Origin of the sequence: Pseudocitrobacter cyperus, assembly GCF_039889165.1 — a bacterium.
Classification (GTDB): Bacteria; Pseudomonadota; Gammaproteobacteria; order Enterobacterales; family Enterobacteriaceae; genus Pseudocitrobacter; species Pseudocitrobacter cyperus.
In genome coordinates this window covers 861,540-875,502 of the sequence record NZ_JAYMYY010000001.1, presented here as the reverse complement: position 1 = coordinate 875,502, position 13,963 = coordinate 861,540, and the positions used below count along the sequence as shown (strand labels likewise).

Sequence of the window (13,963 nt, the reverse complement as noted above, 5' to 3'; positions counted from 1 at the left end):
GTCAGTTACTCAACAGACTGCGGACGAGTGGGTTCCGCTGAAGCCTGGTGGGTGGCACTGTGACCACCGGCAGAGCCACGGCCATCAAAGTCGAATGCCGGGCGAACCCAGTCGCTATGGCGCGGCGCTTCCGGCACATACTCTGGTGCTGGTGCGCGCGTCATAGGGGCACTGGCGTGGTGAGCCGCGGTTTTCACCACCGGTTCGGCCACTGGCGCCGGAGCTGTTTCAACAACCGGAGCCGCTTCAACAACTGCCGCTTTTGGTTCTTCTACCGGTGCTGCGGTTTCAGCGACGACTTCTTCAGCCGCAACTTCTTCCACGACGGCAGGCTGCACCTCTTCAGCAACTTCCTGCGCCACAACCTTGTCTTCTTCGGCAATAATTTGCGGTTGCTCGGTTACTGGTGCGGCAATCACCTCAGGGTGAGTCGTTTCAACAACGGGCTCAGCAATATCGGCGACGGGTGCGACAACCGGTTCAACAACGGCAACGTCTTCAACCGGTGTTTCAACAACGGCTGGCTCAGCGGCGGCAACCGGTGCGACGGCCTGCTCAACGGCTTCAGTCGCGACAGCCTGAACAGCAACATCCTGTTCGCGCTGCTCTTCTGCAACCTGCTCCTGCGGACGTGCGACCGGGTAGCGGATCCACACTTTGCCTGATGCCATTTCTGGTGAAGCGCAGGCGACGGTCAGCGGCATTGGCGACTGAGTCGGGTAACGCTCATCACGATAGCGACGACGACGCTGACCGCTCACGCGCAGATGGCGTGGGGAGCGGCGTGAACGACGCGGCATACCCGCTGCATCACGCGCTTCGCCGTTATCATCCTGCTCAGCCTGAGCTGGGGCAGTTTCTACCACGGCCGGCAGATCGACTTTCGCCACTTCCGTGCGCGGCGCTGACGCTTCCGGCTGGATGTCGTCTTCGAAGGTTTCACGCGCAAAAGTCTCTTCCGCGGTTTCAATGCGGATTTTCTGCGTCAGTTGACGCTGCTTACGGCGCGGCATCGTCTGAACACGTTCTTCCTGAGCACTGTCTGCGGTCAACGCTTCTTCGCGAACCTGTGGTTTGGCTTCCTGCTGTGCCTGACGTTTTTCGTCGTTGTTGCGACGACGATTACGTTCACGGCGCGGCTGCTGCTCGTCGCGGGACTTCGGTGCTTTGTCGCTATCTTCAGCGATGTTCTGCTGACGGTTGTCGCGGTTTTCCGCATTTTGCTGCGGCTTCTCGCGACGATTACGACGGTTGTCTTCACGGCCTTCACGCGGCTCGCGGTTTTCGTTATCGCCGCGATTGTTGTCACGACGCTCGTTGCGGTCTCCACGGTCGTTGCGATCGTTACGGTCACGACGATTGTTTTGACGCGGCTTGCGACGCTCCTGAGAACGAGCAGGTTTCTCTTCTTTTGGTTCTGGCTGCTGCGGCTCAGCGACTTTCTCTTCGCTGCCGGCAAACAGATTTTTCAGTGCGCCGAAGAAGCGAGAGAGCAGACCCGGTTCGGCCGGCGTTTTAGTCGCTTCAGCTTTCGCAACCGCAGGTTTTGCCACCGCCGGTTTTTCAGCGGTAGGTTCTGGTACTTCCGGCATCACGAAGGTAGCCAGAGCCGGTTGCTCAGGCAGTTTACGCTCGGCAGGCTCATCTTCAGACGGCAGCGCCATCTCTTCTTCGTGCAGTTTCGGCAGCAGATAGCTCAGGGTTGAGGTCTCTTCGCCTTTGCGCACGCGCAGAACGTGATAATGCGGCGTTTCCATTTGATCGTTCGGCACGATGATGCAGCGAACATCGCCACCCTGGCGGGTTTCGATGGCGCTCACAGCGGCGCGTTTTTCGTTCAGCAGGTAAGACGCAATCGGCACAGGGACGATGGCGTGAACTTCTTTGGTGTTCTCTTTCAGCGCTTCTTCTTCAATCAGACGCAGAATAGAGAGTGCCATGGACTCGTTGTCACGCACGGTACCCGTACCGGAACAGCGCGGGCAGACGTGATGGCTGGATTCACCCAGTGACGGGCTCAGACGCTGACGCGACATTTCGAGCAGACCAAAGCGTGAGATGTGGCTAATCTGGATACGCGCACGATCCTGGCGCACCGCTTCGCGCAGACGGTTTTCCACCGCGCGCTGGTGGCGTACCGGCGTCATATCGATGAAGTCGATAACGATCAGACCACCCAGGTCACGCAGACGTAACTGGCGGGCGATTTCATCGGCGGCTTCAAGGTTGGTGTTGAACGCGGTTTCTTCGATATCGCCGCCGCGGGTTGCACGCGCGGAGTTGATATCGATGGCGGTCAATGCTTCGGTGCTATCGATAACGATAGAGCCGCCGGACGGCAGACGCACTTCACGCTGGAATGCGGATTCGATCTGCGATTCGATTTGGTAATGGCTGAACAGCGGGATTTCACCGGTGTACAGTTTGATTTTGCTGCTGAAATCCGGACGACCCAGCGCGGAGATATGCTGGCGAGCCAGCTCAAGCACTTTCGGGTTGTCGATCAGGATTTCGCCGATGTCCTGGCGCAGGTAATCGCGGAAGGCACGCACAATCACGTTGCTTTCCTGGTGGATCAGGAACGGAGCAGGGCGGCTTTCAGCGGCTTTCTTAATGGCTTCCCAGTGTTTCAGACGGAAGCTTAAATCCCACTGCAGGGCTTCGGCGGATTTGCCGACACCCGCGGTGCGAACGATAAGCCCCATGCCATCCGGAAGTTCAAGGCTTGCCAGCGCTTCTTTCAGTTCAGTGCGATCGTCACCTTCGATACGGCGAGAGATGCCGCCCGCGCGCGGGTTGTTCGGCATCAGCACTAAATAGCTGCCTGCCAGACTGATAAAGGTGGTCAGCGCAGCGCCTTTATTGCCGCGTTCTTCTTTATCGATCTGGACGATGACTTCCTGGCCTTCACGCAGCACGTCTTTGATATTCGGACGGCCATGTGCGCTGTAGTTAGCAGGAAAATATTCGCGGGCAATTTCTTTGAGGGGGAGGAAACCGTGACGTTCAGCGCCATAGTCAACAAATGCGGCTTCAAGACTCGGTTCAATACGGGTAATTTTGCCTTTGTAGATGTTCGCTTTTTTCTGTTCATGACCCGGGCTTTCGATATCCAGGTCATACAGACGCTGCCCATCAACGAGGGCGACACGCAACTCTTCCTGCTGAGTTGCGTTGATTAACATTCTTTTCATCGTAACTTACTCATTATTCTTACATTGACGACTAAGCTGCGAGCAGAGTGATACCTTTCCGGGGTAAACCGATGGCCTCGTGACTGTTCACGTCGCCAACCTCACGGTTGTCGCTCGCTTAAGAGGCGCAGAGTGTCGGTCGCCTGCATTTCAAACGGAAACGCAGCGCAATTATCAGGGGAACAGCCTGGGATAACTCTCCAGAGAAGATTCCATTTATACTCATCGTCTTTCACTCAACAGACGCGTGGCTTCGCCTGCTTACCCCAGTTGCTTTGACTTAGGTAAGCTTCCGGGGACGCCCGGCTTGCCGTCATTCTGTTGGGTGAAATCCAGTAAAGTATCTACCGGTAAGGACTGCAACCCGCAGCCCGCTAACTGTCTGAAAGATCAATACGTCTTACGCCATTGCTGCGTGGATGATCGGACAGACAAAACTGGTCATTCCGTAAATATCCTTGCACAAACAAGATTCAACACGGAAAACAGCTTCATTATTCCTTGCTAACCTTGTTATAGCAAGTTGACTTTCACCTTTTATCACCCGGTTAATCACAGTTTCTTCACTTGCTCGTTGAGATTGGTCTAATAACAAACAGAACCGCCAGTGAGGTTCACCGTGAAACAGGATAATGATAAATATAAGCACAGAAAAATGAGTGGCGCTATTGAGCCGGGATATTTAGAATCGCCCACCATGAAAACTGAGACTCCTACCGTAAAAATGATTGCCATTAGTGCTGATGAAGCCGGGCAACGAATTGATAACTTTTTGCGCACTCAACTGAAGGGCGTGCCGAAGAGTATGATTTACCGCATCCTGCGCAAGGGCGAAGTGCGGGTGAATAAAAAGCGCATTAAACCGGAATATAAGCTGGAAGCAGGCGACGAAGTGCGAGTCCCGCCGGTGCGTGTTGCTGAACGTGAAGAAGAGGCCGTTTCACCGCATCTGCAAAAAGTGGCGGCACTGAGCGACGTTATCCTTTATGAAGATGAACATATCCTGGTGCTGAATAAACCGTCCGGTACCGCGGTTCATGGTGGCAGCGGGCTTAGCTTCGGCGTCATTGAAGGTTTGCGCGCATTGCGCCCGGAAGCGCGCTTCCTCGAACTGGTGCATCGCCTGGATCGCGATACGTCAGGTGTGCTTCTGGTTGCGAAAAAACGTTCTGCTTTGCGTTCGCTGCATGAACAACTGCGCGAAAAGGGGATGCAGAAAGATTATCTGGCGCTGGTGCGCGGCCAGTGGCAGTCGCACGTGAAGAGTGTGCAGGCACCGTTGCTGAAAAATATTCTGCAAAGCGGTGAGCGTATTGTGCGCGTGAGCCAGGAAGGAAAGCCATCGGAAACCCGTTTTAAGGTCGAAGAGCGGTATGCGTTCGCCACGCTGGTGCGCTGTAGCCCGGTGACGGGGCGCACCCATCAGATCCGCGTACATACTCTGCATGCCGGGCATCCCATCGCATTTGACGATCGCTACGGCGACCGCGAATTTGATCAACAACTCACCGAAGCGGGAACCGGGCTTAAACGTCTGTTCCTGCATGCGGCGGCACTGAAGTTCACTCACCCAGGAACGGGTGAAGTGATGCGCGTAGAAGCGCCAATGGATAACGCGCTGAAGCGCTGTTTGCAGGTGTTGCGTAATATCAAGTAATTCCTTTCTCGGGCAGGGTCAACTGCCCGATTCTCATTTGTCTGCCATATGACGTCGGTTTTGTCGTCTTCTGCTCATTTTTACTTTTGATTTTGTTATACCTTCGCGTTGCCGATCTCCGGGATATTTAAGGAAAAAATGATGGTAAGGGTGAATGGAATGACTCGCCTGGTCGCAGTGATAGTGCTGGTTATATTGGTGGGATGTGCTGATATAAATGACGGGCAACGACAGGCGTTCATTACATTTCTGAACACGGAGGTCATCGCGCCTCCTGTGGTCAAAGTTTGCGAGCTAACGCCTGGTCAGCGGATATCTTTTGGACGTTATGCTGAAGACTACGATGTGCTGAATACGGCTTTTCAGGAGATTTCTGACGTAATCTATCAGACGGGTAACGAAGATAAGGTGACTGGTCGGATTCAGTCAGAACGGGATAACCTAAGCTTACTCAATGAGTTACGGTCAGCTCAAAGTATTAATAATCAATTCATTCTCAGACTCAAAAACGTGAGCGCGCAGAATCAACGTCGCTATAACGCACTACGATTACCGGCTGATTTAAAACCCGTCTTTGATGCAGCCTGGGAAAAAACGGTCGTGCCCTTTGATGAAACAATAACACACGTTTATTTTTTAAGGGGCAAGAGGCTGGATCTGCTCGTCGCCATGGGGGCTTTCTTGCAAGGGCAGGGGGATAAAGTACACTTCAATACCGATGGCTCGGCAAGCTTTTCCGAACCAGAAGCGAATCATTACTACAGGGGTTTACAGTCAAACCTGTTTACGGTTCAGGATGATATCAATATCCTGACGGAGCAGATGATTGCCGTTATTCGTAGCCAGCAGACAGGCGCTGAGCCTGCCGGGCTGTAACAACGACTGTTTCGCTTATTTCATCAGCGGATTAAACCCTTCCCGTCTCAGCATTTGGCACAGCGCAATCAGCGGCAGCCCAATCAGCGTATTCGGGTCGCGTCCTTCGAGGCGCTCGAACAATGCGATGCCAAGCCCCTCGCTTTTAAAACTTCCCGCACAATTCAACGGGCTCTCTTTCTGCACATACTGGTTTATTTCTTGTTCAGTGAGATGGCGAAAATGAACGTCGAAAGGTTCGCATTCAGTTTGTAACTGACCGTTAACAGAATTATAAAGCGCCAGGCCAGTATAAAAAGTCACAATATTGCCGCTGGCTTTCTTTAATTGTCGGCGCGCATTTTCTTCCGTGTGCGGTTTGCCGGTTATTTCACCATCCAGCACGCAGACCTGATCGGAACCAATAATCAAATGATGGGGAAAGCGTTCAGCCAGAGCCTGCGCTTTTGCCTGCGCCAGTCGCAGCACCAGATGACGCGGCGTCTCGGCGGGCAGGGGAAGCTCGTCCACCTCGGGCGCGGCGCAGGTGAAGGGGATAGCCAGTTTCTCTAACAGCATGCGGCGATAGGGTGAAGTTGAAGCTAAAATAAGTTCAGGCATAATTTTTCGGATAAACTATAGCGAATTAGATTGCGACATTTTAAACTACACGCCGCAATGTGTGCGAATTATTGGCAAAAGGCAACCTGAGGCTGCCTTTTTCTTTGACTCTATGACGTTACAAAGTTAATATGCGCGCCCTATGCAAAAGGTAAAATTACCCCTGACTCTCGACCCGGTTCGTACGGCTCAAAAACGCCTTGATTACCAGGGTATCTATACCCCCGATCAGGCGGAGCGCGTCGCCGCGTCCGTAGTCAGTGTAGACAGTGATGTAGAATGCGAGATGTCCTTCGCTATCGATAACCAACGCCTCGCGGTTTTGACCGGTGATGCGAAGGTGACGGTATCGCTGGAATGTCAGCGTTGCGGGAAACCGTTTACTCATCAGGTTTACACAAAGTATTGTTTCAGCCCGGTCAAAAATGATGATCAGGTTGAAGCACTCCCGGAAGCGTATGAGCCGATTGAGGTTAACGAATTCGGTGAAATCGATCTGCTGGCGGTGGTTGAAGATGAAATCATCCTCGCCTTGCCAGTGGTTCCGGTGCATGATTCTGAACACTGTGAAGTGTCCGAGGCGGACATGGTCTTTGGTGAATTGCCTGAAGAGGCGCGGAAACCAAATCCATTTGCCGTATTAGCCAGCTTAAAGCGTAATTAAGGAGTAAGGTCCATGGCCGTACAACAAAACAAACCAACCCGTTCTAAACGTGGCATGCGTCGTTCCCATGACGCGCTGACTGCAGTTACCAGCCTGTCTGTAGACAAGACTTCTGGTGAATCCCACCTGCGTCACCACATCACTGCCGACGGTTTCTACCGCGGTCGCAAGGTTATCGCTAAGTAATCACGCGAAAGCGTGGTGAAGCTTAGTGTGGCGTTCCCTGTCACGACGGGGAACATCCAAACCGAGCGGCGACGATAACCTTGACACATCTAACCCTGGCGTTAGATGTCATGGGGGGAGATTTTGGCCCTACCGTGACAGTGCCTGCAGCACTGCAGGCACTGGATTCCTGTTCGCAACTCACACTTCTTCTGGTCGGCAACCCCGACGACATTACGCCATTACTCGCCAAAGCTGATTTTGAGACACGCTCTCGCCTGCAGATTATCCCTGCCCAGTCAGTTATTGCCAGTGATGCACGGCCTTCGCACGCCATCCGCAATAGTCGCGGAACATCGATGCGAATGGCGCTGGAGCTAGTGAAAGAAGGGCGAGCCGAAGCCTGCGTGAGCGCCGGAAATACGGGGGCGCTGATGGGGCTGGCAAAATTACTGCTCAAGCCCCTGCAGGGGATTGAGCGTCCGGCGCTGGTGACGGTTCTGCCTCATCAGCAAAAGGGCAAAACGGTGGTGCTCGATTTGGGCGCCAACGTTGATTGTGATAGCACCATGTTGGTTCAGTTTGCGGTGATGGGCTCTGTGCTCGCCGAAGAAGTTGTTGGCATTGAGAACCCCCGGGTGGCGTTGTTAAACATCGGTGAAGAAGAGACGAAAGGGCTGGACAGCATTCGTGATGCTTCACAGATACTAAAAACATTGCCATCTCTGAACTATATTGGCTACCTGGAAGCGAACGAATTGCTGACAGGTAAAACAGATGTTTTGGTTTGTGACGGCTTTACGGGTAATGTCACGCTAAAAACCATGGAAGGCGTTGTCAGAATGTTTCTTTCGCTGCTGAAATCGCAGGGCGAGGGGAAAAAAACGGCATGGTGGCTGATTTTATTAAAACGTTGGTTACAAAAAAGTCTAACCAGGCGATTCAGTCACCTCAACCCCGACCAGTATAATGGCGCCTGTCTGTTAGGATTACGCGGCACGGTGATTAAGAGTCATGGTGCGGCAAATCAACGCGCGTTTTGCGTGGCGATCGAACAGGCAGTGCAGGCGGTGCAGCGACAAGTCCCCCAGCGGATTGCCGCTCGCCTGGAATTGTTATACCCGGCTGGTTTTGAGCCACAGGGCGACGACGCGAACTAAGCGAGCGGCGTGCTGATGTGCAAAGCTGATGGGTATATTACCGGATAAGATTGAGCGTACATGTATACGAAGATTATTGGTACCGGCAGTTATCTGCCCAAGCAAGTGCGTACAAACGCCGACCTGGAAAAGATGGTGGATACGACTGACGAGTGGATTGTCACACGCACAGGTATCCGTGAACGCCGTATTGCAGGCCCGGATGAATCCGTTTCGACCATGGGCTTCGAAGCTGCTCAACGCGCGCTGGAAATGGCGGGCATTGATAAAAACGATATCGGCCTGATTGTCGTTGCTACCACTTCAGCAACACATGCTTTCCCAAGTGCCGCATGCCAGATTCAGGGCATGCTCGGCATCAAAGGCTGCCCGGCGTTTGACGTGGCGGCGGCTTGCGCAGGGTTTACCTATGCTCTGAGCGTAGCTGACCAGTATGTGAAATCCGGTGCTGTAAAAAATGCGCTGGTGATCGGTGCTGATGTGCTGGCGCGTACCTGCGATCCTGCCGATCGCGGCACGATTATTATTTTCGGTGACGGTGCGGGCGCCGTGGTTCTGGGGCAATCTGAAGAGCAGGGGATTATTTCCACTCATCTGCATGCAGACGGTAGCTATGGCGACCTGTTGACATTGCCGAATGCCGACCGCGTTAATCCGGAAAACTCAATTTATCTGACCATGGCCGGGAACGAAGTATTCAAGGTCGCGGTGACTGAACTGGCGCATATCGTCGAAGAGACGTTAGCTGCGAACAATCTTGACCGTTCCGAACTGGACTGGTTAGTGCCGCATCAGGCCAACCTGCGCATTATTAGCGCAACGGCGAAAAAACTCGGCATGCCGATGGATAATGTCGTTGTCACGCTCGATCGCCACGGGAATACCTCTGCGGCATCCGTACCGTGCGCATTCGATGAAGCCGTTCGCGATGGGCGCATTAAACGCGGGCAACTGGTGCTTCTGGAGGCCTTTGGTGGCGGGTTCACCTGGGGCTCTGCGCTGGTTCGTTTCTAAGTATAAGGATAAAAAAATGACGCAATTTGCTTTTGTCTTCCCTGGGCAGGGCTCTCAAGCCGTTGGCATGTTGTCCGAATTAGCGGCAACTTACCCTATTATTGAAGAGACTTTCCGTGAAGCTTCCGGCGCACTGGGTTATGATCTGTGGGCATTGACCCAACAGGGGCCAGCGGAAGAGCTGAACAAAACCTGGCAGACACAGCCTGCGCTGCTGACCGCATCCGTTGCGCTGTACCGTTTGTGGCAGCAGCAGGGCGGTAAAGCACCGGCACTGATGGCAGGCCACAGTCTGGGTGAATACTCTGCGCTGGTGTGTGCTGGCGTCATTAATTTTGCTGATGCGGTTCGTCTTGTCGAACTGCGCGGTAAGTTCATGCAGGAAGCTGTTCCGGCAGGCACCGGCGGCATGTCCGCGATTATCGGCCTGGACGATGCCGCTATCGCTAAAGCATGTGAAGAGTCTGCGCAAGGGCAGGTGGTTTCTCCGGTAAACTTTAACTCACCGGGCCAGGTGGTTATCGCTGGGCATAAAGAAGCCGTTGAACGCGCAGGCGCCGCCTGTAAAGCTGCTGGCGCAAAACGTGCGCTGCCGCTGCCAGTAAGCGTGCCGTCTCACTGTGCGCTGATGAAGCCTGCCGCTGAGAAACTGGCCGTTGAGCTGGCAAAAATTACCTTTAACGCACCGCAGATCCCGGTAATTAATAACGTGGATGTGCAGTGTGAAACCGCGCCGGACGCGATTCGCGACGCTCTGATCCGCCAGCTTTACAGCCCGGTTCAGTGGACGAAAAGCGTGGAATTGATGGCGGCGAAAGGCGTTGAGCACCTGTATGAAGTCGGCCCGGGTAAAGTCCTTACTGGCCTGACAAAACGTATTGTAGATACCCTGACGGCATCGGCGATTAACGAGCCGGAAGCCCTGTCAGCGGCACTTGCGCAATAAAAGAGGAAAGCATGAGCTTTGAAGGAAAAATTGCCCTGGTAACAGGGGCAAGCCGCGGTATTGGCCGCGCAATCGCTGAATCTCTCGTCGCCCGCGGCGCGAAAGTTATCGGCACTGCGACCAGCGAAAGTGGTGCGCAAGCGATTAGCGATTATCTGGGTGCAAACGGCAAAGGTCTGATGTTGAATGTGACCGATCCTGCATCTATCGAATCTGTTCTGGAAAATATTCGCGCAGAGTTTGGTGAAGTGGACATTCTGGTCAATAATGCCGGCATTACACGCGATAACCTGTTAATGCGCATGAAAGACGATGAGTGGAACGACATCATCGAAACGAATCTTTCATCTGTTTTCCGTCTGTCAAAAGCAGTAATGCGCGCTATGATGAAAAAGCGTCATGGACGTATTATTACTATCGGTTCTGTGGTTGGTACCATGGGAAATGCTGGTCAGGCTAACTACGCTGCGGCGAAAGCTGGTCTGATCGGTTTCAGTAAGTCGCTGGCACGTGAAGTTGCGTCGCGCGGCATTACGGTGAACGTTGTTGCTCCGGGCTTTATTGAAACGGACATGACGCGTGCGCTGTCTGATGATCAGCGTGCGGGTATCCTGGCGCAGGTTCCTGCGGGTCGCCTCGGCGGCGCTCAGGAAATCGCCAACGCGGTTGCATTCCTGGCATCCGACGAAGCAGGTTACATCACGGGTGAAACTTTGCATGTTAACGGCGGGATGTACATGGTCTGACCGTCATTTGCACAAAATGCTCAGGATGCGCGCAGTCTACGTAGTTCTGGGCATAATTAGTGCAAAATGATTTGCGTTATAGGGGCGTATGGCCTCAAAATAACGTAAAATCGTGGTAAGACCTGCCGGGATTTAGTTGCAAATTTTTCAACATTTTATACACTACGAAAACCATCGCGAAAGCGAGTTTTGATAGGAAATTTAAGAGTATGAGCACTATCGAAGAACGCGTTAAGAAAATTATCGGCGAACAGCTTGGCGTTAAGCAGGAAGAAGTTGTGAACTCCGCTTCCTTCGTTGAAGACCTGGGCGCAGATTCTCTTGACACCGTTGAGCTGGTAATGGCTCTGGAAGAAGAGTTTGATACTGAGATTCCGGACGAAGAAGCTGAGAAAATCACCACCGTTCAGGCTGCCATTGATTACATCAACGGCCACCAGGCGTAAGTGAACATCTCCAGGCGGTCATTCGACCGCCTGAGTTTTATCTTGATTATCCCAACGAATCTTATTTTTCCCTCCCTGGAGGACAACCGTGTCTAAGCGTCGTGTAGTTGTGACCGGACTGGGCATGTTGTCTCCTGTCGGCAATACCGTAGAGTCTACCTGGAAAGCTCTCCTTGCCGGTCAGAGTGGCATCAGCCTGATCGACCATTTCGATACTAGCGCCTATGCAACGAAATTTGCTGGCTTAGTAAAGGATTTTAACTGTGATGACATCATCTCGCGCAAAGAACAGCGCAAGATGGATGCCTTCATTCAATATGGAATTGTTGCGGGCTGGCAGGCCATGCAGGATTCTGGCCTTGAAGTGACGGAAGAGAACGCAACTCGTATCGGCGCCGCTATCGGTTCTGGTATTGGTGGCCTTGGCCTGATCGAAGAAAACCACAGTTCGCTGGTAAAAGGCGGGCCGCGTAAGATCAGCCCGTTCTTTGTTCCATCCACAATTGTTAATATGGTGGCCGGGCATCTGACCATCATGTTTGGTTTGCGTGGGCCAAGTATCTCTATCGCAACGGCTTGTACTTCAGGCGTTCACAACATCGGCCATGCGGCACGTATCATCGCTTATGGCGATGCAGACGCGATGGTGGCGGGTGGCGCAGAGAAAGCCAGTACTCCGCTCGGTGTCGGTGGATTTGGCGCAGCGCGCGCACTCTCTACCAACAATGACAACCCGCAGGCGGCGAGCCGTCCGTGGGATAAAGAGCGTGATGGCTTCGTGCTGGGCGACGGCGCAGGTATGGTCGTACTTGAAGAGTACGAGCATGCGAAAAAACGCGGCGCGAAAATCTATGCGGAAGTTGTCGGCTTTGGCATGAGCAGCGATGCTTACCATATGACGTCACCGCCGGAAGATGGCGCGGGTGCGGCGTTGGCGATGGTCAATGCGCTGCGCGATGCGGCTATCGAACCAGGCCAGATTGGCTACGTTAACGCGCACGGCACTTCTACACCTGCCGGTGATAAAGCGGAAGCGCAGGCTGTGAAATCTGTGTTTGGTGATGCGGCCAGCCGTGTCATGGTCAGCTCCACGAAATCCATGACCGGTCACCTGTTAGGTGCAGCGGGTGCTGTAGAGTCCATCTATTCCATTCTTGCGCTGCGCGATCAGGCTGTACCGCCAACCATCAACCTGGATAACCCGGATGAAGGTTGCGATCTGGACTTTGTTCCGCATGAAGCGCGTCAGGTTAGCGGTCTGGAATACACGCTGTGTAACTCTTTCGGCTTCGGCGGCACCAACGGCTCGTTGATCTTCAAGCGTGTCTAGTCCGCCACTGAGCGAATAAAAAAGCGAAGCGCATTGCGCTTCGCTTTTTTTTTAAGTGTGATCTCTCAACCGCTTTCCTGCACGGTGATTACTGATAGGTAAACGAGAGCTGTACCACCGTTTTAAAGTCGCCAGCCGTCACGCTTCCGGTTGGGGTATACATTCTGGCGGAAAGTGGGAAGTCAGCGCTACGACTAACTGGATCGACGCTGGCGGAGATCTCCCCTGATGGTTCAATCTCGGTCAAATGGTCTCGCGTCGTGATTTGTAGCGCCATCCCGCTGGCATCTCCCAGAGAGTTAGCAAACTTGCTGGGGTCGTCGTTATCCGCATTCCCGCTAAAGCGTGCCGTAACTTGTGTCGTTGAAGCAGGGCATGACGAAAGCGTTAAGGCAAAATCTTGCCACTCGCTGGTGTCGCCAGGCTGGGTATAGTTAACGGCACGGGCCTGCTCAAATTTCACCGTCTGTTCTCGCGTTCCGGCATCGACGACACAGGCTGAAGCCACGACCGTACCACTGATATTGATATCAGTCGCAAATGAATAACTCATACCGAACGTGGCCCACAGCGCGGTGAGTACGACGATAATGCTGCTTTCCTGTTGTGCCATCATGACGTCCTGTACGGTTACTGGTAGGTGAAAGTGGCTTGTACCTGCCCGATGATGGAGCCTGGCATTACGCTACCTTTGGAGACGGCGCGGGTGCGCAGCAGCAGGTCGTAGGCATGGCTGGCAGGAATGGCGACGTTGTTGATTGCTGTGCCATCGCTTAAAACGGTGGCGCCATCCTGGGTGGTCAGTTCAAGTTTGAGGTTAGTGGCGCTTCCTGTATTGGTATACTTTGTCGGGTCGCTAACATCAGGTGTACCACTAAAGGCTACGCTGAAGCTGGATGTTGAGGTCGGGCAGGCTGTTAATGCCAGCGTGAAATTTACCCAGTCAGTCGCACTGCCGACGCTGGATAAACTGTCTGCCTGAATGTTATCGCCAAGGCGAACGCTCAATGAATCCTGCCCACCGTTGACCACACAAGGAGAGGCGATCACCGTGCCATTGATGTCAATTCTGACTGCGGCACAGGCACCTGAAAATAAAGTTCCACAGATAAGAATGGGAATTAATGCCTTATTTTTCCATAATTTCATAATGAATCCCTACGGG

Annotated in this window: 14 protein-coding genes; 10 read left to right on the top strand and 4 right to left on the bottom strand. The window is 53.4% G+C overall.

Annotation, left to right across the window (positions count from 1 at the left end):
• Positions 1–5: 5 nt before the first annotated feature.
• Positions 6–3,194, bottom strand: a complete 3,189-nt coding sequence (gene rne, locus VSR74_RS04275) for a ribonuclease E (RefSeq protein ID WP_347793557.1) — start codon at positions 3,192–3,194, stop codon at positions 6–8.
• Between the two features lie 697 nt (positions 3,195–3,891).
• Between rne and rluC the strand changes: the two genes are divergently transcribed.
• Positions 3,892–4,851, top strand: a complete 960-nt coding sequence (gene rluC, locus VSR74_RS04270; RefSeq protein WP_347793556.1) for a 23S rRNA pseudouridine(955/2504/2580) synthase RluC — start codon at positions 3,892–3,894, stop codon at positions 4,849–4,851.
• 159 nt (positions 4,852–5,010) lie between these two features.
• The gene (locus VSR74_RS04265) at positions 5,011–5,727 is read left to right on the top strand and encodes a DUF3053 family protein (RefSeq protein ID WP_347793555.1); all 717 of its coding nucleotides are present in this window, start codon (positions 5,011–5,013) and stop codon (positions 5,725–5,727) included.
• Positions 5,728–5,742: 15 nt separating this feature from the next.
• On the opposite strand, the gene VSR74_RS04260 is transcribed toward VSR74_RS04265, so the two are convergent.
• Complete coding sequence (locus VSR74_RS04260) at positions 5,743–6,327, bottom strand: Maf family protein (protein ID WP_347793554.1); 585 nt, start codon at positions 6,325–6,327, stop codon at positions 5,743–5,745.
• Between the two features lie 142 nt (positions 6,328–6,469).
• On the opposite strand from VSR74_RS04260, the gene yceD reads away from it, so the two are divergent.
• The 8 genes from yceD to fabF all read left to right on the top strand — a co-directional run bounded on the left by yceD (position 6,470) and on the right by fabF (position 12,798).
• Positions 6,470–6,991 carry a 23S rRNA accumulation protein YceD gene (gene yceD / locus VSR74_RS04255; protein ID WP_347793553.1) on the top strand — a complete coding sequence of 174 codons (522 nt, stop codon included), beginning with the start codon at positions 6,470–6,472 and terminating at the stop codon, positions 6,989–6,991.
• Between the two features lie 12 nt (positions 6,992–7,003).
• A complete protein-coding gene (gene rpmF, locus VSR74_RS04250) occupies positions 7,004–7,177 on the top strand; it encodes a 50S ribosomal protein L32 (protein WP_002440227.1) in 174 nt (57 codons plus the stop codon).
• Positions 7,178–7,257: 80 nt separating this feature from the next.
• A complete protein-coding gene (gene plsX, locus VSR74_RS04245) occupies positions 7,258–8,316 on the top strand; it encodes a phosphate acyltransferase PlsX (protein ID WP_347793552.1) in 1,059 nt (352 codons plus the stop codon).
• Positions 8,317–8,376: 60 nt separating this feature from the next.
• Entirely contained in the window at positions 8,377–9,330 is a 954-nt protein-coding gene (locus tag VSR74_RS04240) for a beta-ketoacyl-ACP synthase III (protein WP_347793551.1), read from the top strand.
• A gap of 16 nt (positions 9,331–9,346) precedes the next feature.
• Positions 9,347–10,276 carry an ACP S-malonyltransferase gene (gene fabD / locus VSR74_RS04235; protein WP_347793550.1) on the top strand — a complete coding sequence of 310 codons (930 nt, stop codon included), beginning with the start codon at positions 9,347–9,349 and terminating at the stop codon, positions 10,274–10,276.
• A gap of 11 nt (positions 10,277–10,287) precedes the next feature.
• On the top strand, positions 10,288–11,022 hold the full coding sequence (fabG, locus tag VSR74_RS04230) for a 3-oxoacyl-ACP reductase FabG (RefSeq protein ID WP_347793549.1): 735 nt from the start codon (positions 10,288–10,290) through the stop codon (positions 11,020–11,022).
• 209 nt (positions 11,023–11,231) lie between these two features.
• Positions 11,232–11,468: an acyl carrier protein gene (gene acpP / locus VSR74_RS04225; RefSeq protein WP_003857954.1), complete on the top strand. Its 237-nt coding sequence runs from the start codon at positions 11,232–11,234 to the stop codon at positions 11,466–11,468.
• 88 nt (positions 11,469–11,556) lie between these two features.
• Complete coding sequence (gene fabF, locus VSR74_RS04220) at positions 11,557–12,798, top strand: beta-ketoacyl-ACP synthase II (protein ID WP_347793548.1); 1,242 nt, start codon at positions 11,557–11,559, stop codon at positions 12,796–12,798.
• Positions 12,799–12,886: 88 nt separating this feature from the next.
• Here fabF and VSR74_RS04215 read toward each other — a convergent pair whose 3' ends face one another.
• Together VSR74_RS04215 and VSR74_RS04210 are read right to left on the bottom strand one after the other, a co-directional pair.
• Positions 12,887–13,411 (bottom strand): fimbrial protein, encoded by a 525-nt coding sequence (locus VSR74_RS04215; protein WP_459349921.1) that lies wholly within the window; start codon positions 13,409–13,411, stop codon positions 12,887–12,889.
• A 17-nt stretch (positions 13,412–13,428) separates the two neighbouring features.
• Positions 13,429–13,947 carry a fimbrial protein gene (locus tag VSR74_RS04210; protein ID WP_347793546.1) on the bottom strand — a complete coding sequence of 173 codons (519 nt, stop codon included), beginning with the start codon at positions 13,945–13,947 and terminating at the stop codon, positions 13,429–13,431.
• Between the last annotated feature and the right edge of the window lie 16 nt (positions 13,948–13,963).